At 69.4% G+C, this 23,611-nt stretch carries 17 protein-coding genes; 8 read left to right on the top strand and 9 right to left on the bottom strand.

Going from position 1 to position 23,611, the window contains the following annotated elements:
* Positions 1-12: 12 nt before the first annotated feature.
* A complete protein-coding gene (locus tag ACNJ7K_RS19745; RefSeq protein WP_487042079.1) occupies positions 13-7,806 on the bottom strand; it encodes an amino acid adenylation domain-containing protein in 7,794 nt (2,597 codons plus the stop codon).
* 178 nt (positions 7,807-7,984) lie between these two features.
* On the opposite strand from ACNJ7K_RS19745, the gene ACNJ7K_RS19740 reads away from it, so the two are divergent.
* The 3 genes from ACNJ7K_RS19740 to ACNJ7K_RS19730 are packed head-to-tail and all read left to right on the top strand — an operon-like array spanning position 7,985 to position 11,596.
* Positions 7,985-9,127: an isochorismate synthase gene (locus ACNJ7K_RS19740; RefSeq protein WP_230788249.1), complete on the top strand. Its 1,143-nt coding sequence runs from the start codon at positions 7,985-7,987 to the stop codon at positions 9,125-9,127.
* Positions 9,124-9,906 (top strand): 2,3-dihydro-2,3-dihydroxybenzoate dehydrogenase, encoded by a 783-nt coding sequence (locus ACNJ7K_RS19735; RefSeq protein WP_230788252.1) that lies wholly within the window; start codon positions 9,124-9,126, stop codon positions 9,904-9,906. The genes ACNJ7K_RS19740 and ACNJ7K_RS19735 overlap by 4 nt, the downstream gene beginning before the upstream one ends.
* A gap of 40 nt (positions 9,907-9,946) precedes the next feature.
* On the top strand, positions 9,947-11,596 hold the full coding sequence (locus tag ACNJ7K_RS19730) for a (2,3-dihydroxybenzoyl)adenylate synthase (RefSeq protein ID WP_230788269.1): 1,650 nt from the start codon (positions 9,947-9,949) through the stop codon (positions 11,594-11,596).
* On the opposite strand, the gene ACNJ7K_RS19725 is transcribed toward ACNJ7K_RS19730, so the two are convergent.
* The gene (locus ACNJ7K_RS19725) at positions 11,547-13,445 is read right to left on the bottom strand and encodes an ABC transporter ATP-binding protein (protein ID WP_230788272.1); all 1,899 of its coding nucleotides are present in this window, start codon (positions 13,443-13,445) and stop codon (positions 11,547-11,549) included. The genes ACNJ7K_RS19730 and ACNJ7K_RS19725 overlap by 50 nt on opposite strands.
* An 89-nt stretch (positions 13,446-13,534) precedes the next feature.
* On the opposite strand from ACNJ7K_RS19725, the gene ACNJ7K_RS19720 reads away from it, so the two are divergent.
* Positions 13,535-13,963, top strand: coding sequence for a MarR family winged helix-turn-helix transcriptional regulator (locus ACNJ7K_RS19720; RefSeq protein WP_230788275.1), 429 nt, complete (start codon positions 13,535-13,537; stop codon positions 13,961-13,963).
* 96 nt (positions 13,964-14,059) lie between these two features.
* Entirely contained in the window at positions 14,060-14,779 is a 720-nt protein-coding gene (locus ACNJ7K_RS19715) for a 2OG-Fe(II) oxygenase (protein ID WP_230788277.1), read from the top strand.
* 36 nt (positions 14,780-14,815) lie between these two features.
* Here the strand turns inward: ACNJ7K_RS19715 and ACNJ7K_RS19710 are convergent, their stop codons facing one another.
* Positions 14,816-15,787 carry a phosphotriesterase family protein gene (locus ACNJ7K_RS19710; protein ID WP_230788279.1) on the bottom strand — a complete coding sequence of 324 codons (972 nt, stop codon included), beginning with the start codon at positions 15,785-15,787 and terminating at the stop codon, positions 14,816-14,818.
* A 43-nt stretch (positions 15,788-15,830) separates the two neighbouring features.
* Positions 15,831-16,661 (bottom strand): SDR family oxidoreductase, encoded by an 831-nt coding sequence (locus ACNJ7K_RS19705; protein ID WP_159416718.1) that lies wholly within the window; start codon positions 16,659-16,661, stop codon positions 15,831-15,833.
* Positions 16,662-16,780: 119 nt separating this feature from the next.
* Here ACNJ7K_RS19705 and ACNJ7K_RS19700 point away from each other — a divergent pair, with 119 nt between their 5' ends.
* From ACNJ7K_RS19700 to ACNJ7K_RS19690, 3 genes are all read left to right on the top strand, one after another.
* Complete coding sequence (locus ACNJ7K_RS19700; protein WP_487042078.1) at positions 16,781-17,443, top strand: alpha-ketoglutarate-dependent dioxygenase AlkB family protein; 663 nt, start codon at positions 16,781-16,783, stop codon at positions 17,441-17,443.
* A 148-nt stretch (positions 17,444-17,591) separates the two neighbouring features.
* The gene (locus tag ACNJ7K_RS19695; protein WP_230788293.1) at positions 17,592-18,341 is read left to right on the top strand and encodes a cutinase family protein; all 750 of its coding nucleotides are present in this window, start codon (positions 17,592-17,594) and stop codon (positions 18,339-18,341) included.
* A 58-nt stretch (positions 18,342-18,399) separates the two neighbouring features.
* Complete coding sequence (locus ACNJ7K_RS19690; RefSeq protein ID WP_230788296.1) at positions 18,400-18,879, top strand: MarR family winged helix-turn-helix transcriptional regulator; 480 nt, start codon at positions 18,400-18,402, stop codon at positions 18,877-18,879.
* 145 nt (positions 18,880-19,024) lie between these two features.
* Here the strand turns inward: ACNJ7K_RS19690 and ACNJ7K_RS19685 are convergent, their stop codons facing one another.
* From ACNJ7K_RS19685 to ACNJ7K_RS19665, 5 genes are read right to left on the bottom strand one after another with little or no spacing between them, the layout of a single operon-like run.
* Positions 19,025-19,843 (bottom strand): family 1 encapsulin nanocompartment shell protein, encoded by an 819-nt coding sequence (locus ACNJ7K_RS19685; RefSeq protein WP_230788300.1) that lies wholly within the window; start codon positions 19,841-19,843, stop codon positions 19,025-19,027.
* Positions 19,840-20,904 carry a Dyp-type peroxidase gene (locus ACNJ7K_RS19680; RefSeq protein WP_269072360.1) on the bottom strand — a complete coding sequence of 355 codons (1,065 nt, stop codon included), beginning with the start codon at positions 20,902-20,904 and terminating at the stop codon, positions 19,840-19,842. The genes ACNJ7K_RS19685 and ACNJ7K_RS19680 overlap by 4 nt, the downstream gene beginning before the upstream one ends.
* 39 nt (positions 20,905-20,943) lie before the next feature.
* Complete coding sequence (locus tag ACNJ7K_RS19675) at positions 20,944-22,545, bottom strand: L-lactate permease (protein WP_230788306.1); 1,602 nt, start codon at positions 22,543-22,545, stop codon at positions 20,944-20,946.
* A gap of 4 nt (positions 22,546-22,549) precedes the next feature.
* Positions 22,550-22,978, bottom strand: a complete 429-nt coding sequence (locus ACNJ7K_RS19670) for an HIT family protein (RefSeq protein WP_159416724.1) — start codon at positions 22,976-22,978, stop codon at positions 22,550-22,552.
* Positions 22,975-23,577 carry a TetR/AcrR family transcriptional regulator gene (locus tag ACNJ7K_RS19665; protein ID WP_120281417.1) on the bottom strand — a complete coding sequence of 201 codons (603 nt, stop codon included), beginning with the start codon at positions 23,575-23,577 and terminating at the stop codon, positions 22,975-22,977. The genes ACNJ7K_RS19670 and ACNJ7K_RS19665 overlap by 4 nt, the downstream gene beginning before the upstream one ends.
* Between the last annotated feature and the right edge of the window lie 34 nt (positions 23,578-23,611).

Genomic DNA, 23,611 nt, shown 5'->3' with positions numbered 1-23,611 from the left:
AGCGCTCCGCCCTCAGCCGAATTCGAGCGCGAAATCGTCGATCTCCGACTGGTCGAGGTCGTCGAGCGTGAGGTCGGACGGTGTGAACCCGCCCGCATCCTCGTCCGACGCGTGCCCGGCGAGCGCACGCAGCGCCGCGATCCACTCGTCGGCCAACGCCGACACCGTCTCCGCAGGAACGAGATCGGGGCTGTACCCGAACATTCCGCGCAGCACCGGATCGGCTCCGGAATCGTCGGTGAGCACACCGATCTCGACGGCGTGTGCCACGGGCATGTCCGCTTCGGTGGCACCGCCGAGCGCCGAACTCTCCGGGGCACCGGCCCATGCCTGCCCCTCGGTCTCACCCAGCGTGAACCGGCCGAGGTAGTTGAATCCGATGTCCACGGCACCGACGCTCGCGAGTTCCGGGGCACCCACCGGGTCGAGATGTCGCAACATCCCGAATCCGATTCCGCTGTCCGGGATCTCCCGCAATTGCTCCTTCACGCGTTTCAGCGCGTCGCCCGCGCTCGCGCCCCCGGCGTACGCGTCGGCGACGTCGAGTCCTCCGACGTCGAGGCGCACCGGATAGAGCGTGGTGAACCATCCCACCGTGCGCGAGAGATCCGCCCCCGGAACGGCCTGTTCCTCACGGCCGTGTCCTTCGAAGTCGACCGCGACGGCCCCGGCGCCGCAGACCCGCGCGGACGCCAACGCCAATGCCGTGAGCAGCACGTCCTCGACGCCGGCGTGGAACCTCTCCGGAACGGTGGTGAGCAGCGCGTCGGTGAGATCGGACGGAACCTCGACCTGCACCTTCGCGGTTTCTGCCATGGTGTGTCGCACGGGATCCGGATCACCGGACGCCAGACGCACGCGTCCCGCCGGGGCGAGGATCCGCCGCCACAACGACAGTTCGGATCTGCGCGCCGGCACCCCGTCGAGCAGTCCCCGCGCCCAGCGGCGCAGCGACGTACCCGCGCGCACCGGAGCGACACCGTCGACCGCACCGGCGAGATCGGGCACCAGGATGCGCCACGACACACCGTCGACGACGAGGTGGTGCACCGCGACGAACACCCGCCCCGGTGCGTCGGGACCGGCGTCGAAGAAGATCACGCGCACGAGCGCGCCGGCGGCGGGATCGAGTTCGGCGTAGGCGGTCCCGGTCGCGGCGACGATCATCTCCTGCAGGTCGGTCGAGTTCGAGATATCCACGCGGGTCACGACATCCCCGGCATCGACGGAACCGACCGGGCGGACGTCGAACGTGCGTGCCTGCGGATCGAAGACGGCCCGCAGGGCGTCGTGCGTGTCGAGCAGGGCCTGGACGCCGTCGGTCAGCCGCTCGAGCGTCAGTCCTGCGGGCGCGAGGAGCAGCCGCGACTGCGCGTAGCGGGCGTACGGTCCACCGCGGTCGAGCATGTCGTGGACGATCGGGGTTGCCGGGACCTCCCCGAGTGCCGCCTCCACGTCGACCGTCCCGGGTCCGTCCTCGATCTCTGCGACGCGGGCGAGTCCCGCCGGACTGCGGTGTTCGAAGACGTGTCGTGCAGTGAACCGGATCCCGGTGGCGCGCGCCGCGGACACCAACTGGATGGAGACGATCGAATCGCCACCGAGAGCGAAGAAGTCGTCGTCGGGGCCCACGGCGTCGAGTCCGAGCACACCCGCCGTCAGCTCGCACAGGCGCTGTTCGAGTTCGTCCGCCGGCAGGCGACTCTCGGTGACCGGGGTGAAGACCGGCTCGGGAAGTGCTCTGCGGTCGATCTTTCCGTTGCGGGTGACCGGCAGTTCGTCGAGCACGACCGTGACGGCGGGAACCATGTGGTCGGGCAGCCGGTCGGCGACGTACATCCGGAGGGTGTCGGGGTCCGCCGTTCCGGCCGCATAGGCGACGAGCCGTTTGCGGCCCGGTTCGTCCTCGCGGACCACGACCGCCACGGCACTCACCGCGGGATGGCCGCCGAGCACGGTCTCGATCTCGCCGAGTTCGATGCGGAAGCCGCGGATCTTCACCTGGTCGTCGGTCCGGCCGAGGTAGTCGAGCACCGGGCCGTCGGTCCGGGAGACCCTCCAGCGCACCAGATCGCCGGTGCGGTACAGACGCTCGCCGTCGGCGCCGAAGGGGTCGGCCACGAACCGTCCCGCGGTCTGCGCGCTCCGGCCGAGATAACCGCGAGTGACGTGCGGACCACCGACATACAGTTCACCGGGCACGCCCGGGGGCACCTGCCGCAGGTACGCGTCGAGGACGTACACCCGGCCGCCGTGGATCGGGGTTCCGATGTTCGGGATGCTTCCCGGGGTGAGTACGACGCCGGTCGCGTCGACGGTGCATTCCGTCGGACCGTACATGTTGCTCACACGCACATCGGTTTCCGCGGCGAACTGCGTCCACAGGTCACCGGGTACCGCTTCGCCGCCGAGCACCATCGACTCGGGACGATGCGGTGCGGCGGGGTCGAGGAGTCCCTCGGCGAGCAGTCGACCGGCGAGCACCGGACCGCAGTCGAGCGCGTCGATGCGGTGTTCCCGGACGTACCGGACGATGCCCTCGGCATCGGCCATGAGGTCCTCGGCGAGCACGTGCACGGTGTGGCCGCCCAGCATCGCGAGGAGAGGCTCGACGGACGAGTCGAACGCGAAGGTGTAGCTCAGCAGCACGGTGCGGCGGCGCGTCGCGGGATCGCCGACGGTACGGGTGCGCACCGTCTCCCACAGGTTCACGACACCGCGGTGCGGCACCACCACGCCCTTCGGGGTGCCGGTGGATCCGGAGGTGTAGACGAGATAGGCGGTGGTGTCCGGATGCACGACCGGCAGGTGCACGTCCGGGCGGTGATCGGTGATCGATCCGACCGCGTCGGCATCGAGTACGACACCCACACCGGCGTCGCGGAGCATGTACTCGTTCCGCTCCACCGGCTGTTCCTGGTCGAGCACCAGATACGCCGCTCCCGACTTCCACACGCCGAGGATCGCCGCGACCAGCACGGATTCCCGCGGAAGACTCAGTCCCACGATGTCTTCGGGACCGATCCCGTCGGCGACGAGGTGACGGGCGATCCGGTCGGACCAGGCGTCGAGGTCGCGGAAGGTCAGGTGGCTCGACGGCGTGACCAGCGCGGTCTCGTCGCCGTAGCGCTCCACGGTGCGGGCGAACAGCTCGGGCAGGCTGCGGGTCGCCGAGCAGTCGGCGCTGCCACGGTGCGGGCCGGACGGATCCGGCAGCGGGGTGGCATCGCCGGCACGCAGCACCTCACGCTCGGAGCCGGTGAGCAGGTCGAGCTGCGAGAGCCTCGCGTCCGGATCGGCGCACACCGCGGCGAACGCCCGCTCGACCCGGGCGGCGAAGGCCTCGGCGGACGACTCGTCGAACAGGTCGCGGGCGTACTCGACGCGCACGCACAGACCGCCGTCGGATTCCTCGATGACGTCGAAGGTGAGGTCGAACATCGCGGTGTCGTTCGCGACGAACGAGGGTGTGGGCTTCAGGTCGTCGAATCCCGTGATGGCGGGCGGGCTCTGATACTGCACCATCACCTGGAACAGGGGGTGCCGGGCCGCGCTGCGCTCGGGGTTGAGGGTCTCCACGACGCGGTCGAACGGGACGTCCTGGTGCGAGTACGCCGCGACGTCGGCGTCCTTGATCCGGGCGAGCAGCTCCCGCACGGTGGGGTCGCCCGAGAGGTCGGTGCGCAGCACCACCATGTTGACGAAGAAGCCGACGAGGTCGTCGAGTTCGGGTGCGGGCCGTCCCGCGGTGGGCGATCCGAGCGGGATGTCCTCGCCCGCGCCGCTGTGCGACAGTGCGACCGCGACCGCCGCGTGCACCATCATGAACATCGTGGTGCCGGTCGTGCGCGCGGCCTCCCGGATCGTCGCCGCACGGTCGGCCGGAATCCGGTGCTCGACACCGCCACCTGAATAGGAGGCCACGGCCGGGCGTGGACGGTCGACGGGGAGATCGAGTTCGGCCGGGAGACCGTCGAGTTCCTCACGCCAGAATGCGAGTTGCCGTGCAGCGAGCGAGTTCTCCTCGTCCTGGTCGCCGAGGAGGGCGCGTTGCCAGATCGCGTAGTCGGCGTACTGCACGGGTAGCGGTGCCGGCTCGTGGAAGTCGCCGCGCACGTGCGCGGAGTAGAAGTTGCCGAGATCGCGCAGCAGCAGCGGCGTGGAGAGTTCGTCGCTCGCGATGTGGTGGGCGAGCACGAGCATCACGTGCTCGTCGGGCGCGATCGTGAACAACCGGATCCGCAGCGGGATCTCGCGTTCGAGATCGAACGCGTGCCGGGCCTCGGAATGCAGGCGGCCGGTGAGCGCGTCGCGGTCGACGGACTCGACCGCGAAGGGAACTCCGATCTCGGCAACCTCTTCTGCTCCGCGCACGTGCTGCATCCCCACGCCGTCGCGTTCGACGAGGACGGTGCGCAGGCTCTCGTGGCGAGCGAGTACGTCGGAGACCGCGTGCCGCAGGGCATCCGGGTCGACGGGTCCGTGCAGGTCCACCGTGATGGGGACGTTGTAGGTCGGGCTGGGTCCTTCCAAGCGGTACATGAACCACAAGCGCTGCTGCGCATAGGACAGTGGTGCGAGGGACGGGTTCGCTGGATCGATCGCACCGCGGGGAGCGAGCGCCGGCCGGGCAGGAGCGGTGGTCGCTCGATCTCCGCAGTGCGCGGCGAGCGCGACGACCTGCGGATGGTCGAAGACCGTCCGGATCGGCAGCTCCACACCGAGCTCGTCACGGATGCGGGCGAGCAGCTTCGCGGCGCTGAGCGAGTGCCCGCCGAGGGCGAAGAAGTCGTCGTCGGCGCCCACCGTGTCGAGGCCCAGGATGTCGGCGTAGATGCGGCACAGCGCCCGTTCGGTCTCGGTCTCCGCGACGCGGGACGAGACCATCGACGAGAAGTCCGGTTCGGGCAGCGCCTTGCGGTCGAGCTTGCCGTTGGAGGTCAACGGCATCTCGTCGAGAACGACGAGCGCCGCGGGAACCATGTACCCGGGCAGGAACTCGGCGACGAGACGGCGGGCCTCGACCGGTTCGGGCACGTCCTGTCCGACGAGATAACCGACGAGCTGCGCGGTTCCGGAGGGATCGGTGCGCACCACGGTCGCGGCGCGGGAGACGCCGGGGATGCGCAGCAGAGCGGTGTCGACCTCACCGAGCTCGATACGGAATCCTCGGACCTTGACCTGGTTGTCGACCCGGCCGCGGTAGACGAGGCGGCCGTCCTCGGTCCACTGCACGAGATCGCCGGTGCGGTACAGGCGGGCGTACGGACCGGAGGCGTCCGCCGAGTACGGATTCGCGACGAACCTCGTGGCGGTGAGGGCGGGTGCGTCGAGATATCCCCGGACCACGCCCGGTCCGGCCACGTACAGCTCGCCCTCGGTTCCGGCCGGCACGGGGGCGAGTCCCGCGTCGAGGACGTGGACGCGCAGGTTCGCGACGGGGCGGCCGACGACCGGTGTCTCGGCGTCGGCGACCTCCGCGACGAGGACGTCGACGCTGCACTCGGTGGGGCCGTAGAAGTTGAAGGCCGCACCCCGGCGTTCGCGCAGGCGGCTCCACAACCGCTCGGAGACGGCGTCGCCGCCGAAACCGAGGGTGGGCACGGTGCCGTCGGGGAACAGGCCGTCGTCGACGAACTGCTCGAGCTGGCTCGGTGAGAACTCGACGAAATCCCATCCCTCGTCGAGGGCGCGGCGTGCGAGTGCCGCCGGGTCGCGCTGGGTCGCCTCGTCGACGATGTCGACGGTGTGCCCGGCGAGCATCCACAGCAGCGGCTGCCACGACGCGTCGAACGCGAGCGACCAGGCCAGTCCGAGGCGGACGGATTCGCGGCCGGCCTCGCGGGCGGCGCGGGTGAACACCTGGGCGCGGTGGCTGTGGAACAGGTTGACCAGCCCGCGGTGGGGTACGACGACGCCCTTCGGTCTGCCGGTGGAGCCGGACGTGTGGATCACGTAGGCGATCGAGTCGGGTGTCAGCGGACCGCGTTCCGCGTCGTCGAGCGGAGCATCGGACACGGTGTCGAGGTCGAGATCCTCGAGCACGACACGCTGCGGCGCCCCCGTCACCTCGGCGACCCGGCCGTCGGTCGTGCGGGTGGTGAGGACGCAGACGGGGTCGGTGGAGCCGAGGATGTGGGCGAGGCGTTCGAGGGGCTGGTCGACGTCGAGCGGGACGTAGGCGGCGCCGGTCTCGAGGACGGCGTGGATGGCGATCAGCGCGTCGACGGTGCGGGGCAGCGCGAGCGCGACCCGCGCGTGCGGCCGGTCGAGATCGAAGCTCGAGGCGAGGTGGCGGGCCAGGCGGTGCACCCGGGCGCCGAACTGTGCGTAGGTGAGCGTCACATGGGTGTCCGCCGCGGCCGGTGCGTCGGGGGCCGCCTCGATCCTCTCTCGCAGCAGGTCGACGAGGGTCAGGTCGGGGTCGAACGGGATGTCCGGGCTGTGGCTCCAGTCGTCGAGGATCGTCCGTCGCTCGTCGGCGGTCAGGACGGACACCTGCGCGAGCGGGGTGTGCAGACCCCGCTCTGCCACCGAGCCGAACAGCATCTCCAGTCGCTCGGTGTGGATCGTCAGATCCGCCTCGCTGTAGACGTCGGCGTCGACGTCGACGAACACCTCGAGTCCGGCACTGCCGTCGAGCGGCCGCACGGTGACCATGAAGTCCTGCAGGGGTCCTCGGGCCACCGAGTGCACGGCCGCACGCATGTCGCCGAACCGGAGCGAGTCGCCGAACGGCTTGACGTTGACCGACGGGCCGATGACGCCGCGGGATCCGGTGGGTAGTCGCAGGTCGCGCTGGATGTCCTCGGTGCGGTAACGATAGTGGCTGCGGCACAGCGCCACTCCGTCGCGAACCTGAGCTACGAGATCGACGAGCGTGGCCGAGGCGGTCGGATTCAGGCGCAGCGGAACGACATTGACCGCGGTGATCGGCACCCGCAGTGCGGCGCTGCCGAGCCGGTTCATGACGGGGAAACCGAGTGTGAGGTCCTCGCGGCCGGTCGCTCCGCGCAGGTAGGCGGCGACGAGCGCGGTGACCGCGTCGCCCCAGCTCGCGCCGACCTCCTTGCCGAGGGCCACCAGCCCGCGTTGCCGGTCGGCGTCGAGGGTGAAGCGTGCACCACGGGAGCGTCGTGCGATGCCACCCGGTCCGGGCCGGAGAGCGACCGCTTCGTCCACGCCGTCGAGGTACGCGCTCCAGAAGTCACGGTCGGCGTCGAAGTCGGCCGAGTCGCGATAGTCCGATTCCTCCCGTATCACCGATTCGACCGGATCGAACCGTGCGGCAGCAACTTCCGCACCGGCGACCGCGGCGGTGTAACGCTCGGCGATGCGCCGGTTGAACAGCGAGAACCCGAAGGCGTCGAGGACGATGTGGTGAGCACGCAAGTAGAGCAGGACGTGATCGTCGGCGAGTCGCAGGACCGCGGCCCGGACGCACGGATCCACCGACAGGTCGACGGGCCGTTCGAGGTCGCGCACCATCCACTCGTGGGCCGCCTGCCAGGGGTCCGACGCGAGGGTGAGGTCGACGGTGGGGGCGAGATCGAGCGTGCGCGCACCGGGAATCTGAACGACCGTACCGTCGGCGAGAGTCTCGAATCCCGCGACCAGCACCTCGGCCTCGGATGCCGCTGCGGAAACCGCAGTGACCAGCGCTTCCTCGTCGACCGCGCCTCGCAGTTCGATACATTCCGAGGTGTTGAACAGCGGGTTGTCGGGGTTCAGTTGCTGGGCGAACCATACGCCCGACTGTGCGCGCGACAGAGCGAGCCGTGAGGCGTCCGGGCCGGCAAGGGGCACTGGAGATCCTCTTTCCTTCGATCGAAACGATTGGCTGGGAACGGAATCCGCTGATGTGCGCGCTGCGGCGCCGGAGGGCACAGTACCAAAGGTTAGGCTTACCGTATATCTTGCTCAGTGATCGTGTGTCCTGTGGCGCGGTCCTGCCAGCAGACCTCCTCAACCGGAAGGTACGAGAATGCAAGTGCCGGTCCTCGGCGCAACCGCTACCGACCGGGCCGAGCGGCCCGTCGCGCACCCGTTCGTCCTGTCCCGGCCGCACGGCACGGTGGTCGCCGAAGGTGTGAACGAACACTTCGACCGCGCGTCCGCCGCCGCCGACGCCCTGCGCACCGGACAGGTCGCCGCACTCGTCGGAGCACTGCCCTTCGCACCCGACGGACCGGCCGCACTGACCGCTCCGAACACACTCCATCACTCCCCCGCGCACTACGACGCACCGGCCGTCGACCTGCCCCCGATCACGATCACGGGCGCACTGCCGTCGGAAGGCGAACACATCGATCGGGTCGAGACCGTACTGCGCCTGCTCCGCTCGGACGACAGCGACCTGCTCAAGGTGGTCCTGGCCCGGGCGCTCGCCCTGCGCGCCGACCGGCCCGTCACCCCGCACGACCTCCTCGTCGCCCTCACGCGAAACGATCCGCTGCACAACGGCTTCCTCGTCGACCTCACGGCCGCCGGTGGCGCGTGGACGGGACGTCACCTGGTGGGGTCGAGCCCGGAGGTGCTCGTGCGCCGTCGTGGTGATCGGGTCACCGCCCACCCCCTCGCCGGATCCGCACCGCGTCACCGCGATCCCGAGATCGATCGGGCGACGGCCGCCAGGCTCGCCGGCTCCGCGAAGAATCTCGCCGAGCACGCGCACGTGATCGATGCGATCCGCACCGCGCTCGAACCGTTGTGCGTCGACCTCGACATCCCCGAGCAGCCGACCGTGACGAGCACGCGCCAGCTGTGGCATCTCGGCACTCCCATCGAGGGCCGCCTGCGCGATCCGGGTGTCACGGCCCTCGATCTCGCACTCGCAGTGCACCCCACTCCCGCGATCTGCGGCACGCCGACCGCCGCCGCCCGCGATCTGATCCTCGCCACCGAGGGTGACCGGGGCTTCTACGCCGGTGCCCTCGGATGGTGCGACGCCGCGGGTGACGGCGAATGGATGGTCACCATCCGCTGTGCCGTCCTCGACGCCGACGGTGTCGGGCTCACGGCCTACGCCGGGGGCGGTATCGTCGCCGACTCCGACCCCGCCGACGAACTGGCCGAGACCACCGTCAAGTTCGGCACCGTCCTCGATGCACTGGGAGTACTCCGATGACCGAGACCGCACCATCCCCCGTCACGCTCGTCGTCGGGGCGGCGCAGGGTATCGGCCGCGCGACCGCCGAGGTCCTGGCGCGTGCCGGTCACCGTCTCGTGCTCGCCGACCGCAACGCCGAAGGACTGCGCAAGACCGCGGCGCTGCTCGGCGGTTCCGTCCCCACCTACCCCGTCGACATCCGCGACCACGACGCCGTCGCCTACATCGTCGGGAGCATCGAATCCGAGCACGGACCGATCGAGCATCTCGCGCACGTCGCCGGTGTCTTCACCACGGGCTCGGTGCTCGACTCCGATCCCGAGGACTGGCAGCACATGTACGACGTCAACGTCACCGGCCTGCTGTCGGTCCTGCGGTCGGTCGGACGGGCCATGCGGGAGCGGCGGTCGGGTTCGATCGTCGTCGTCGGATCGAACTCCGCGGGCGTGCCGCGCATGGGCATGGGCGCCTACGGATCGTCCAAGGCCGCGTCCACGATGATCGTGCGGATCCTCGGACTCGAACTGGCGCAGTACGGGATCCGCGCCAACATCGTCGCGCCGGGCTCCACCGACACCGCCATGCAACGCTCGCTGTGGGAGGACCCGAACGACGACGCCGGCTCCCGCAGCGCCATCGAGGGTGATCTCTCGCAGTTCAAGGTCGGCATCCCCCTCGGCCGCATCGCCGAGCCCGCCGACATCGCCGAGGCCATCGAGTTCCTGCTGTCCGACCGTGCTCGTCACATCACCATGCAGGCGCTCTACATCGACGGCGGCGCCACCCTCCGCGCCTGACCGACCCGACATCGATCCGCATCCCGAAAGGAACCGCTCCGTGACAACCGGTTTCGAGCGCACGCCGCTCGCCGACACCGCCCGCTACCCCGAGGAGTTCGCCGAGCGGTATCGCGCAGCCGGTTACTGGACGAACGAGACCTTCGGCGAGTTCCTCCCGGCCCGCGCTGCCCGGTTCGCCGATCGCACCGCCGTCGTCGGACACGACGCGACGGGCACCTGGCGGCGCATCACCTACCGCGAACTCGACGATGCCTCGGCCCGCATCGCCGCCGGTCTCGCCGACCTCGGGGTCCGGAAGGGCGACCGTGTCGTCCTGCAGTTGCCGAACATCGTCGAGTACACCGAAGTGCTCTTCGCGGTCTTCCGCCTCGGCGCGCTCCCCGTCTTCTCCCTCCCCGCGCACCGCGCGTCGGAGATCGGCTACTTCTGCCGGTTCAGCGACGCCGCAGCGTACGTGATCGCCGACGAACACGGCGGGTTCGACTACCGCGCGCTCGCCCGGCAGGTCACCTCGGAGATGGAGAATCCGCCGACGGTCGTGGTCGCCGGTGAGGCCGAGGAATTCACTGCGCTCGGCTCGTTGCGCGACCGCGAACCCGCGCCGATCACGGAGAACGACGCCGAAAGCGTTGCCTTCCTGCAGCTGTCGGGCGGCACGACCGGAACGTCGAAGCTCATCCCCCGCACCCACGCCGACTACCTGTACTCCGTGCGCGAGTCCGCGGTGATCTGCGGGGTGGACGAGAACACCCGCATGCTGGTCGCGCTGCCGGCGGCGCACAACTTCCCGATGAGCTCGCCGGGCATCCTCGGTGTGCTGCACGCCGGCGGCACCGTCGTCCTCGCTCCGGATCCGAGCCCCGACACCGCGTTCGCCCTCATCGAGAGCGAGGGCGTGACGATGGCGTCGCTCGTCCCGCCCCTCGCGCAGGCGTGGCTGTCGGCGCGGGCCCGCACCGAACGCGACCTGTCGTCGCTCGAAGTACTGCAGGTCGGCGGTGCGAAGTTCCCGGCCGAGGCCGCCAAACGCGTTCGCCCCGAACTCGGCTGCACGCTGCAGCAGGTCTTCGGTATGGCGGAGGGTCTCGTCAACTACACCCGGCTCGACGACGACGAGGACACCATCGTCACCACCCAGGGCCGACCGATCAGTCCCGACGACGAGATCCGTGTCGTCGACGACGCGGGCGAGCCCGTCGCCGTGGGCACCACCGGTCACCTGCTCACCCGCGGCCCGTACACCATCCGGGGCTACTACAACGCGCCGGAACACAATTCGACGGCGTTCACACCGGACGGCTTCTACCGCACCGGCGACATCGTCCGGCTCACCGAGCACGGCTACATCGTCGTCGAGGGACGTGCGAAGGACCAGATCAACCGCGGTGGCGAGAAGATCGCGGCCGAGGAGGTCGAGAACCATCTGATCGCGCACCCGGCCGTGCTCGACGCGGCGGTGGTGTCGATGCCCGACAAGTATCTCGGCGAACGCACCTGCGCCTTCGTCGTCACCGAGGGTGAAGCGCCGAAAACCCTCGCGCTCAAGACGTTCCTGAGGGAGCGAGGGCTGGCCGAGTACAAGATCCCCGACAAGGTGCGGTTCGTCGACGCCTTCCCGGTCACGGGAGTGGGCAAGATCAGCCGGAACGAACTGCGGCGCGCTCTCGCGGCCACTCTGAAGGACTGATCTCGCTCCGCGACGACGGGATGGCCTCGCCTCGCTCGGCACGAGCGGCGAGGGTTGCGTAGCGGCCACCGCGGGCGACGAGGTCGTCGTGCGTTCCGCGTTCGACGATACGGCCCCGATCGAGGACCACGATCTCGTCGGCGTTCCGCACGGTCGAGAGCCGGTGCGCGATGGTGATGGTCGTGCGTCCGCTGCGCGCGGCGTCGAGGGCCTGCTGCACGGCGTGCTCGGTGTCGTTGTCGAGGGCGCTGGTCGCCTCGTCGAGCACGAGGACACGCGGGTCGCGCAGGAGCGTGCGTGCGATCGCCAGTCGCTGTTTCTCGCCACCCGAGAAGCGGTGTCCGCGGGCACCGACGACGGTGTCGTAGCCGTCCGGCAGCGAGACGATCAGGTCGTGGATGTGCGCGGCGCGGGCCGCGGCCTCGATCTCGTCGTCGGTCGCGTCCGGCTTCGCGTAGCGCAGGTTCTCCCGGACGGTCGCGTGGAGGAGGTAGGTCTCCTGCGAGACCACGCCGACCAGTCCGGCGAGATCGGCGAGCCGCATGTCGCGCAGGTCGACGCCGTCGATGCTCACGCGTCCCTCGACCGGGTCGTACAGTCGTGCGACGAGCGAGCCGAGCGTGGTCTTGCCCGAGCCGGTCTCGCCGACGAGCGCGACCTGCGCTCCTGCCGGGACGTCGAGGTCGATCCCGTCGAGCGCGTTGCGGTGCGCTCCTTCGTAGCGGAAGCTCACGTTCTCGAACCGCACCCGGCCGGCGACGGTCGCCGGGTCGACGGGCACCGGATCGCGCGGGTCGTCGATGTCGACGGGAAGGTCGAGGTATTCGAAGATGCGGCTGAACAGGGCCAGCGAACTGGTGACGGAGACACCGACGTCGAGCAGGCTCATCAGCGGCCGGAACAGCGCGCCCTGCAGGCCCGTGAAGGCCACCAGGGTGCCGATCGTCATGCCGCCCGAGGTGGCCGGCAGACCGGCGACGAGATAGAGGACCGCGGGGATCGCCGCGAAGACGATGTTCATCGTGGCCATGCGCCAGCGGCCGGACAACTGCGCGTGCACCTCGAGATCGGCGAGTTCCTCCGACGTGCGGGCGAACTTGTCGGACAGTGCCGGGCCGGTGCCCAGCGTCTTGACGAGCAGCACACCGCTGACCGACAGTCCTTCGTCGATCTGCGACTGCATGTCGGCGAGGCGCCGCTGCTGACGGGCGGTGACGGCGCGGCGCATGAGTGCGACCCGGCGTGTGAGCCAGATGGCCGGCGGGAGCACGATCAGGGAGAGCAGGGCCAGTCGCCAGCTGAGGACCGCCATGGCGATCGCCGTGCCGACGACGGTGGTGACGTTGGACGCCAGCGAGGTCGCGGTGTTGGTGACCACGGACTGCATACCGCCGATGTCGTTGGTCAGCCGCGACTGGATCTCACCGCCGCGGGTGCGGGTGAAGAAGTTCAGCGACTGTCGCTGCAGGTGGGAGAAGACCCGGGTACGCAGACCGTGCATGACGTTCTGGCCGACGGTCGTGGAGATCCAGGTCTGGACGACGGACAGGAGCGAGCTCGCGACGGTGACGGCCAGCATGCCGCCGACCGCCCACAGCAACAGGCTCACGTTCTGGTGCGGGATGGCGTCGTCGATGACGGCGCGGACGAGGAAGGGGGTCGCGAGGGAGACCACCGACGAGGCGATGATGAGCGCGACGACGAGGGTGATCTTCCACCGGTGGGGCGCGAAGAGGGCGCCGATACGGCGCAGGCTCACCGGGGCCTCGCGGAGCTGTTCGAGATCCTTCTTGTCGATCCTGCCGCGGCTGCCCGGCTTGCCGCCGAGGCCGGGTGGGGGCTGCATCATGTGCGCCACCTCGATTCGTGGTTCGTGTTCCGTACTTATTGAGGTTGCCTCATTGAGTGGCAACCGTCAAGTGAGGTAACGTGACCACTATGTCGGATTCACCCGTCGCACTGCGCGATCTCCTCCTCTCCACCACGCGTACGCTGCGCCGACGCTGGCACGACCTCCTCCAGCCGTGGGGATTGTCACCCCACGAGTACCGGGCACTCGACGTCATCGGACGCGCCGACGACCCCATCCGCCTCGGCGTCGTGGCCAAGGAACTGCGCATCGTTCCCCGCTCGGCCACCGAGGTCGTCGACCGCCTCCAGTCGCGGGGCCTCACCGAGCGGCTCCCCGATCCCGCCGACCGGCGCGCGGTCTGCGTGCAACTGACGGACGAGGGCCGCAGGATCCGGGCCGAGCTGGCCTCGGCCCGCGATGCCGACGCCGTCGAGATGTTCGACCGACTCGACACCGACGAACGCGCACGACTGTCCGATCTGCTGCACAAACTCGTCGACGACCGGCCGCGCTGATCCGTTCCGGTTCCGGGTACTCACATTCCCGACGGCGGCGACGTCTTCCCTACGAGGGCCTGTGCCCATGTTGCCCGCCCGATCGAGGAGAGCCCTGTGAAGACCATCGACAGCCTGCAGTCGCGCGTCGACGCACTGAACCTGCCCGAGTCGACGAGCGAGCTCGACGAGCACGGCTGCGCCCTCACCGGGCCGCTGCTGAGCGCCGACGAATGCGCCGAGCTCGCGGCCCTGTGGGACGACGACGCCCGCTTCCGCACCACGGTCGACATGAGCCGCTACCGGTACGGACACGGCACCTACAAGTACTTCGGCTCACCCGTCCCCGACGCCGTCGCACACCTGCGCTCGGCGTTGTACCGGCAGCTGCTCGCCGTCGCGCGCTCGTGGGCCGAACGCCTCGGCGATCCGGCACCCTGGCCCGACGACTTCGACGACTGGCTCGACATGTGCCACGCGGCCGGCCAGACCGACCCCACCCCACTGATGCTGCGCTACACCACCGGCGACTGGAACGCCCTGCACCGCGACCTCTACGGCGACCTCGTGTTCCCACTGCAGGTCGTGATCGGGCTCGACCGGGTGGGCATCGACTACACCGGCGGCGAGTTCCTGCTGGTCGAACAACGACCCCGCGCGCAGTCGCGAGGCACCGTCACCGTGCTCGAGCAAGGCCACGCCCTGATCTTCACCACCCGCGACCGACCGATCCGCTCGGCGCGTGGATGGTCACGGGCGCCGGTCCGGCACGGCGTGAGCACCGTCCGTTCGGGCCTGCGTCGCACCCTCGGCCTGGTGCTGCACGATGCCGCCTGAGTGTCCCGGGCGCTGCCCGACGCGGCCTGCGTCGTTTCAGCGTTCGAAGATCCGCCGCGGATTGTCCACGAGCATCGTGGTGATCTGCTCGTCGGTCACGCCCCGTTCGCGCAGGGCCGGCAGTACCTCGTCGCTGATGTGGTTGTAGTTCCAGTTGGGCACGGCGGCCTGCTTCACGTCGTGCGGGAACCAGTCGATGAAGCACGACGCATCGTGCGAGAGCACCATGCGCTCGGTGTAACCGGCCTCCACGAGCGCGACCACCGTGTCGACGCGCTGCTCGAACGGCAACAGCAGGTCGAGGCCGAAGCGGTCCATCCCGAGAATCGAACCGGCGTCGGCGATGCGACACAGGTAGTCCAGATCGGTCGAATCACCACTGTGCCCGATCACCACCTTGGTGAGGTCGGCACCTTCCTCCGCGAGCACGCGTTGCGCCACCTCCCCCGACCCGGTATGCGGGTTGGTGTGCACCGTGATCGGCACGCCGGTCTCGACGTGCGCCTGCCCTACCGCTCGCATCACGCGCTCGACCCCCGACGTGAGTCCCGGAAGCTCGATGGCGCACTTGAGCATTCCGGCACGCACCCCCGTGCCGGCGATGCCCTCGCGGATGTCCTTCACGAACAGTTCGGTGAGCGGCTCCGGTCCGTCCACCAGAAGCCCCGGTCCGACGTTGTGGAACTGGAACGGCAGGTCGTTGTAGGTGTACAGACCGGTCGCGACGACGATGGAGATGTCCACCCGTTCGGCGACGCGCTGGATGCGCGGGATGTACCGGCCGAGACCGACCACCGTGGGATCGACGATCGTGTCGATGCCGCGCTCCGACAACGCGCTCAACTTCGCGACCGCGTCGTCGACGCGTTCGTCCTCGTCCCACGGGCTCGGGTAGTCGGGAAAGTTGGTGCGGATCTCCTCGCCGAGTACGAAGACGTGCTCGTGCATGAGGACTCTGCCCAGACGACCCGTGTCGAGAGGGCCGCGAACGGTGTCGACGGATGTCATGACCGGTGACGTTAGGACACCACCGGCGGCAGGGGCACCGATTTCACGAATCGGTGGGAGTCGACTCCTCGAGGGCCTGACGATAGCGACGCATGCCGCGCAACCACCGGTCGTAGTCGGCGCCCTTGTTCCGGTACATCTCGAGGACCTCCGGGTGCGGAAGGATCAGGAAATGCTCCTCCTCCATCGCGGCGAACACCGTCTCCGCGACGTCCGCGGGTTCGAGCACCGCACCGGCGGTCGTGACGGCCCGGGTGGCGAGTTCACCGAGCGCGTGCCCGGATGCGTCCCCCGAGTACAGCAGAGGTGTGTTGACGCCCATCGGGCACAGGCAGCTCACCCTCACACCTTTGTCGCCGTAGGTCACCGACAGCCACTCGGCGAAACCGACGGCCGCGTGCTTGGTGACCGAGTAGGTGGCCGAGCCGATCTGTGTGAGCAGGCCGGCCGCCGACGCCGTGCTGACGAAATAGCCCTCGCCGCGTTCGACCCATCGGGGTACCAGCAGTCGCGCCGCACGGATGTGTGCGCGCAGGTTGACGTCGAAGGACTGTTCCCAGACCGAGTCCTCGATCTCCAGTCCGGGCACACCGGTGACACCCGCATTGGCGAAGTACAGGTCCACGGGACCGAACTCCGCTTCGGCGCGCTCGACGAGCCCGCGGATGTGTTCGTCGTCGGAGACGTCCGCCGCCACCGCGACGGCGCTGCCCGGGGTCTTCTCCCGGAGCGCCGTGACGACGCGCTGCGCCGCGTGTTCGTCGAGGTCGGCGACCACCACTCGTGCACCTCGCTCGACGAGGCCGGCAGCGATGGCGCCGCCGATTCCGCCGCCCCCGCCGGTCACGACGGCCACTCTGCCTTCGACCTTCATCGCTGATACCTCCCCGTCGAATCGCAGTGCCGTCCCGTGCGGCACAGTTGGTACGGAACCTGTCTACACGTATCACCGGCTGTAGGTACCGCCCACACGCACGGAGGTCGAGCACCCGGATGGACGAATTGTTCTCCGTCTCCCGTCCGCGACGCGAGATCGCGCCGGGCGCCGTGCACGTGCCCGACTGGCTCGGCCCGGACGAACAGCGCGAGCTCGTCGAGCTGTGTCGTGAATGGGCGCGCCCACCGGCGCCGATGCGGCACACCCTGCTGCCGGGTGGCGGACGGATGTCGGTGAGCACGGTGTGCCTCGGATGGCACTGGTCGCCGTACCGCTACACCCGCACCGCGATCGACGTCGACGAGGCTCCCGTTCCACCGCTACCCGACCAGCTCGTCGAACTCGGGCGACGTGCCGTCGCCGATGCCTACGACGATCCGGGGGTCGGGAACGAGTACGAGCCCGACACCGCCCTGATCAACTTCTACGACCGCGACGCGCGGATGGGCATGCACCAGGACAAGGACGAGCGGGTGAGCGCGCCGATCGTGTCGCTCAGCCTCGGGGACGCCTGCCTGTTCCGGTTCGGCAACACCGAGTCGCGCGGCCGGCCCTACACCGACGTGCGTCTCGAATCCGGCGACCTGTTCGTCTTCGGTGGGCCGTCGCGATTCGCGTATCACGGGGTGCCGGTCGTGTATCCGGACACCGGCAGCGCCCGCTGCGGACTCACCGCGGGGCGCCTCAACATCACCCTGCGGAGCACCGGACTCTCCTGACCGATCGCCCTCGAAATTCCGAACGTTCGGTCTGTGACTTTGTAACCAACTACACTCGAAGTAGCGGTTCTCCGACGAGAAATACGTCAAATCGGACGATATTCTCGTGCGGTAGTCATCGGTGTCGGGATCGATCACAGGAGACTGCATGTCCGACTTCGCTTGCCGTCGTGCCCTGGCGATCATCGCAGGACTCGCCCTCGGCCTGACCGGACCCGTCGCCGCCGCTGCCACTACCGGCACCGCGTCCACCGCCGGCGCGGAGACCTTCCGCCCGTGCCCGGAGCGGTTCGTCATCGCGGTCGACGGAACCCGCAACCTCGACACCCCGGATTCGATCGATCCCGACTCGCCCCTCGCGAAGATCTCGGCGCGATACGCGGCGCCCGGCACGGTGGTCGAGCACATCCGCTATCCCGCCGTCGTGGTTCCGGTGCCCGAGTCCGGGTCGAGCGAGGGGTCGGGGCGTCTCGCCTACGACGAGTCCAAGAGGATCGGGCATCAGCGCCTGCGCGAGACGGTCACCGTCCGGCACGGCTCGTGCCCCGACAGCGAGCTCGTCGTCCTCGGTTACTCGCAGGGCGCGTCGATCGCCGGCGACGTCCTCGCCGAGATCGCGGCCGACGGTTCGGTGCCGCCGGAGCGGATCAGCGGTGTGCTGTACTCCGACCCGCGCGACACCCGGGGAGTCGAAACGCTCTTCCCGGGCGAGGTCGTCCCGGGCATCACGCTCGGCGGTGGTCGCGACGACTTCGGCACGATCGCCGTCGAACGGATCTGCATCGAGGGCGACGCGGTCTGCGACGGCGTGACGCCGGAGGAGAGCGAAGGGTGGTTGCGCGAGAACGTCACCGGCTACCTGAGGCTGCACACGACCTATCCCGACTACGACCCGTGAGGATCGTCGCACCAGGGAGAGCCCGGGCCGGGGCATACCGGTTCGGTATCGTCGGTTCATGAGCGTCGAGTCCCCGGCCACCCACCTCCCCGCTTCCGGCGATGATCCTCTCGCGCTGGAGCGGCAGGTGTGTTTCGCGCTCGCCGTGGCGAACCGCGCCGTGCTCGCGGTCTATCGACCGATCCTCGACAGGCTGGGCCTGACCCACCCGCAGTACCTGGTGATGCTCGCCCTGTGGGAACGCTCGCCGCTGACGAGCAAGGAGGTGGGGCAGTTGCTCCAGCTCGACTCCCCCACCCTGTCTCCGCTGCTCAAGCGACTCGAAGCGCTGGGCCTGATCACCCGAGCACGCAGCGCGGCCGACGAACGGCAACTCGTCCTCGAACTCACCGACGCCGGACGGGCGCTGCGTGCCGAGGCCGAGTCGGTGCCGGGACAGGTCGTCGATGCCCTCGATGTCGGGCTCGACGAACTCCAGGACCTGCACGCCGCGCTCGTCCGCGTCAACGCGGCGGCGTTGAAGGCCGGAGCACTCTGACAGATCGGTAGCTGCCGCAACCCCGACGGCGGCGGAAGGCCACCCAGCACAGCAGGACGATCGTGGGGAAACCCGCGCCGGCGCCGTCGTGATCCGGCCGGACGGTGATCCGGGGCGCCGCACACGCGGACGCCCCGGGACCGGCTCAGCGCGGGAGTTCGAGCGTCGTCGGCACCAGCGGAACCGAGGCCTCGCCGGTGTAGACGAGGAAGGTGAACGACTCCTGGAAGTACAGGTTCACCGTCTCGGCGTCGTGCGAGAGGTAGCCGATCGACAGATCCTGACCGACCTGCAGGTCGTAGTCGCCACCGCGCGTGGTCAGCACGAACGCGCCGTCGATCGCCGGGGCCCAGATGAGATCACCGTCGATGAGGCGGCGCAGCTGTTCGCGGATCGGATAACCGTGGTCGGACGTCTCGCTGACCTTGGTGTACTCGTCGGCGCCGAGCAGGATCGAGTACGGGCCACCCACACCCGCCAGTCGCAGCTGCGACAACGCCTGGCTGATGATCTCCGGGAAGTCGCGAGGATCCTCGGGCAGCTGCAGGGACGGGTTCGACGACGACGCCCGGATGCCCTCGATACCCGCGGCCGCGTAGCCCTCGAAGATCGCGCGGTCCTCGGCGAAGGCGATCTGGCGGGCCGCTTCCTTGACGGCATCGAGGTCGATGTCGCGGGAACCGCGCTCGACGCTGTCGATCTCCTCGCGCGACAGGGTGAACGGCACCCGCAGTTCGACGACCGGCGCGACGCGGTGCTGGCGTGCCCGCACCCCGGCGGCCGGGGGCTCGATCTCACGGGTGCGGCCGAGACCCACCGCCGCGAAGTCGGTGCCGTGCGGTCCGGAGAAGTCGACCACGGTGCGCCCCGCGACGTGTCGCTTGAAGGTGCGCGCGGCCTCCTCCTCGATCTCGGTCCATGCTGCCTCGGAAATCGGGGCGAGGTCGCGATACAGATTGTTCACAGGGTCGAACTCCTTCGCAGAGCGCCAATTCCGAGTGATCCGTCGGCCGGCCGGCCGGCGGTCGAGGCACTCGAATCTTCATGGGAGGGAATTTCCGCCGGTGACGGCGGAAGATCTTCGAGGAACTCCAGCGAGGGGCAGAAGAACAGCGAGCCCGTCACCGCGGTGGAGAAGTCCAGGATGCGGTCGGTGTTGCCGGGCGGGCTGCCCAGGAACATGTTGCGCAGCATCTGCTCGGTCACCTCCGGAGTGGCCGAGTAACCGATGAAGTAGGTGCCGAACTCGTCGGCGCCGAAGCTGCCGAACGGCATGTTCGCGCGCACGATCTGCTGCTCGACCCCGTTCTCGTCGACGATCACGTTCAGCGCGACGTGCGAATTCGCGGGTTTGGTCTCGTCGTCGAGCTCGATGTCGTCGAGCTTGGTCCGGCCGATCGCCCGCTCCTGCTCCTCGACGGTCAACGAGTTCCACGACGCGAGGTCGTGCAGGTACTTCTGGACGACGACGTAGCTACCGCCGGCGAAGTCCGGATCCTCGTCGGAGACCAGGGCTGCCTCGACGGCCTCGTCGTCCTCGGGGTTCTCCGTGCCGTCGACGAAGCCGAGCAGGTCGCGGCGTTCGAAATAACGGAAGCCGTGGGTCTCGTCGACGACCCGCGCCGCTCCGCGCAGCCGGTCGTTGATCTTCGCGGCGAGTTCGAAGCACAGGTCCATCGTCGACGCGCGGAGGTGGAACAGCAGGTCGCCGGGGGTCGAGGGTGCCTGGTGCCGACCCCCGTCGAGCGGGACGAACGGATGCAGTCCGGCGGGCCGGGGGCCGTCGAACAGCCGCTCCCACATGTCCGAGCCGATACCGGTGACGACCGACAGGCCGCCCTCCGGGATGCGGAAACCGACCGAGCGGCGCAGGCCCGAGAGATCCTCGAGCAGATCCCGCACGGTGTCCTCTGCGCCCTCGTCGACGGTGACGACGAGGAAGATCGCCGCTTCGGTGAGCGGGGTCAGTATCGGTTGTGCACGAACCACTCGGACAACGCTAGTGCACCCCGGCGAAACAGGCATTCACGGCACGCCGACGTTCGTCACTGCACAACTGCAGCGTCAAGGCACCATCCAGCCCAGTACGGAGGTGGACTGCAGCCACACGAGGACGGCGAGCACCGCGAGTCCGGCGATGCTCAGCGGCCAGATCCGGCGCATGAGCAGTCCGTCCTTGCCGGACAGTCCCTTCACCGACGACACCAGCGCCAGGTTCTGCAGTGCGATCGGGGTGCCGGTGGTGCCGCCGGCCATGTTCCCGGCGACCAGCACGGTCGGGTCGAGTCCCGACTGCTGGGCCGCAGCGACCTGCAGGCTGCCGAACATCGCGTTGGAGGCGGTGTTCGAACCGGTGACCACGACGCCGAGCCAGCCGAGCACCGGCGACAACAGCGCGAACGCCACGCCCGCACCGGCGAGGAAGCCGCCGATCGTGGCGGTCTGCCCGGACAGGTTCATCACGTACGCGAGCGCGAGGACCGCCGTCACCGTCGCGAACGACCATCGCAACTGCACGACCGCCGCGACGAAGCACCGCACCGCGTCGGCCACCGCGACCTTCAGCACCGGTATCGACAGCAGCGCGGCGACGAAGACGAGGCTGCCCGGAGCGGTGAGCAGATCGATGGTGAAGGTCTCCGCGGTGGGAACGTCCCCGTCGGCCGTGGTCACGTCCACACCCGGCCAGGGGAACGACAGGCTCGCGTTCGACAGCAGCGACGCCACCGGACCGAACCGGCTGACGAGGAAGACGACGACGATCAGCGCGTAGGGGGCGAACGCCTCGACGACGCGTCGACGCGAGTCGTGGATCCGGTCGGCCGCGGCCCGGCGAGCCTCCCGATGCGTGGGGTGCACCTTCACCGCGACCAGCAGCACGAGCAGACCGGCCACGGCGCCGGCGATGTTGCTCAGCCCCACGGTGAGGTAGCTCGCGCACACGAACTGGGCGGCGCCGAAGGCGAGTCCGACGACGAGTGCGACCGGCCACGTCTCGCGGACACCGCGCCACCCGCCGACCACCGCGACCAGCACGAGCGGGACGAACACCGCGAGCAGGCAGACCTGACGCGCGACGACCGGTCCGATCTCGTCGATCGGGATCTCCGACACGCGCGACATCGTCAGGATCGGTGTGCCCATGACGCCGAGCGGGGTGACGACCGAGTTGGCGAGCAGCGACGCCGCAGCAGCACGCACCGGCGGCAGACCGGCACCGATGAGCACGACGGTTGCGACGACGATGGGGGTGCCGAAACCGGCGACCGCCTCGAGCAGCGCGCCGAACAGGAAGGCGATGACGATGGTCAGGATCCGCGGATCCGGGGATATTCGGCCGAAGGCGCGGGTGAGGACGTCGAAGTGCCCGGATTCGACGGTGAGCCGGTACACCCAGACGGCGTTGACCACCGTCCACATGATCGGGAAGAGACCGAAGACCGCACCTTCGACACCGGCGCTGAGCGCAGAGCCGACCGGCATGCCGTAGACGGCGGTGCCCACGATCAGGGCCACGACCACCGCGATTCCCGCGGCCGAATGCGACCGCAGCCGGAAGACGGCGAGCAGGACGAGCATGGTCAGCAGCGGGAGTACCGCCACCAGTGCGGACCACGCGAGCGACCCGCCGACCGGCGCGATCGGCTGAACGTATGCACCTGTCACTGCATCACGACCGGTGTGTCTCCACGGCGGTGCGGATGGTGGCGGCCGTGCCGTCGAGCACGGTCCGGTTCGGTGTCCGCCAGTCGGCGCGGATCCCGAAGCCGTCCCCGGCCCTGCGCGGAACGAGGTGCAGATGGACGTGGAAGACCTCCTGGCCGGCGGCCACGCCGTCGGCGAGGAACAAGTTCACGCCTTCGATCGGGAGGTCGGACGCGCGCATCGCCGTGGCGATCCGTTGCCCCGCCGCGAACACCTTCGCTCCGTCGTCGGGATCGAGTTGTGCCAGTCCGGAGGCGTGCCGCTTCGGGATCACGAGCAGGTGACCCGGGGTGAACGGGCGGATGTCCATGAATGCGAGCACGTCGGGTTCGTCGAGTACGACGCTGGCCGGCGACTGCCCGGCCACGATGGCGCAGAAGATGCAGTCCGTCACCGTGGCGTGGACTCCTCCGCACGTGCGGGTCCGCGCGCGGTTTCGAGCAGGCGCAGCAATTCGCCCTGCACCGCGGGACGGTCGCGCACCGGATCGTCGCTGTGCGCGAGGCACAGCATCGCTTCCTCGACGGCCGCGACGAGCAGATGCGCGAGCACCGACGTCCGCGTGCGCGATGCCTCGTAGGTGTCGGGATCGAGGGTGACGAGCATGCGCTCGATGGCCTTCAGCGAGGAGTGCCGGTGGGTCTCGCGGACCTCGGCCCAACCGAGGACCGCGGGGGCTTCGATGAGCAGCAGCCGGCGGGTCGCGGGATCGTAGACGGCGTCGAGCGAGGCGAGCACGGCCTGGGTGAAGCCCTCCCAGGGGTCCTCGACCGGTTCGGCCGGGACCAGGGAGCTCTCCGCTTCCTTCTGGATGCGTTCGATGACGCCGCGGAACAGATCGCGCTTGTCGGCGAAGTGGTGGTAGAGCGCACCGCGCGTCACCCCCGCGACCGAGACGATCTCCTCCGTGGCCGCCGCCGCGTATCCGTCGCGCAGGAACACCTCGCGCGCCGCATCGAGCAGCGCGGTGCGTGTTCGCGCTGCGTCACGCACCCGACCCGTATTTCCCGGTTTCACCGACACTTCG

The sequence above is a fragment of the Rhodococcus shunpengi genome (genome assembly GCF_048381395.1).
Classification (GTDB): domain Bacteria; phylum Actinomycetota; class Actinomycetes; order Mycobacteriales; family Mycobacteriaceae; genus Rhodococcus.
The sequence above is the reverse complement of the archived record's forward strand: the minus strand, read 5'-3'. Positions and strand labels throughout refer to the sequence as shown.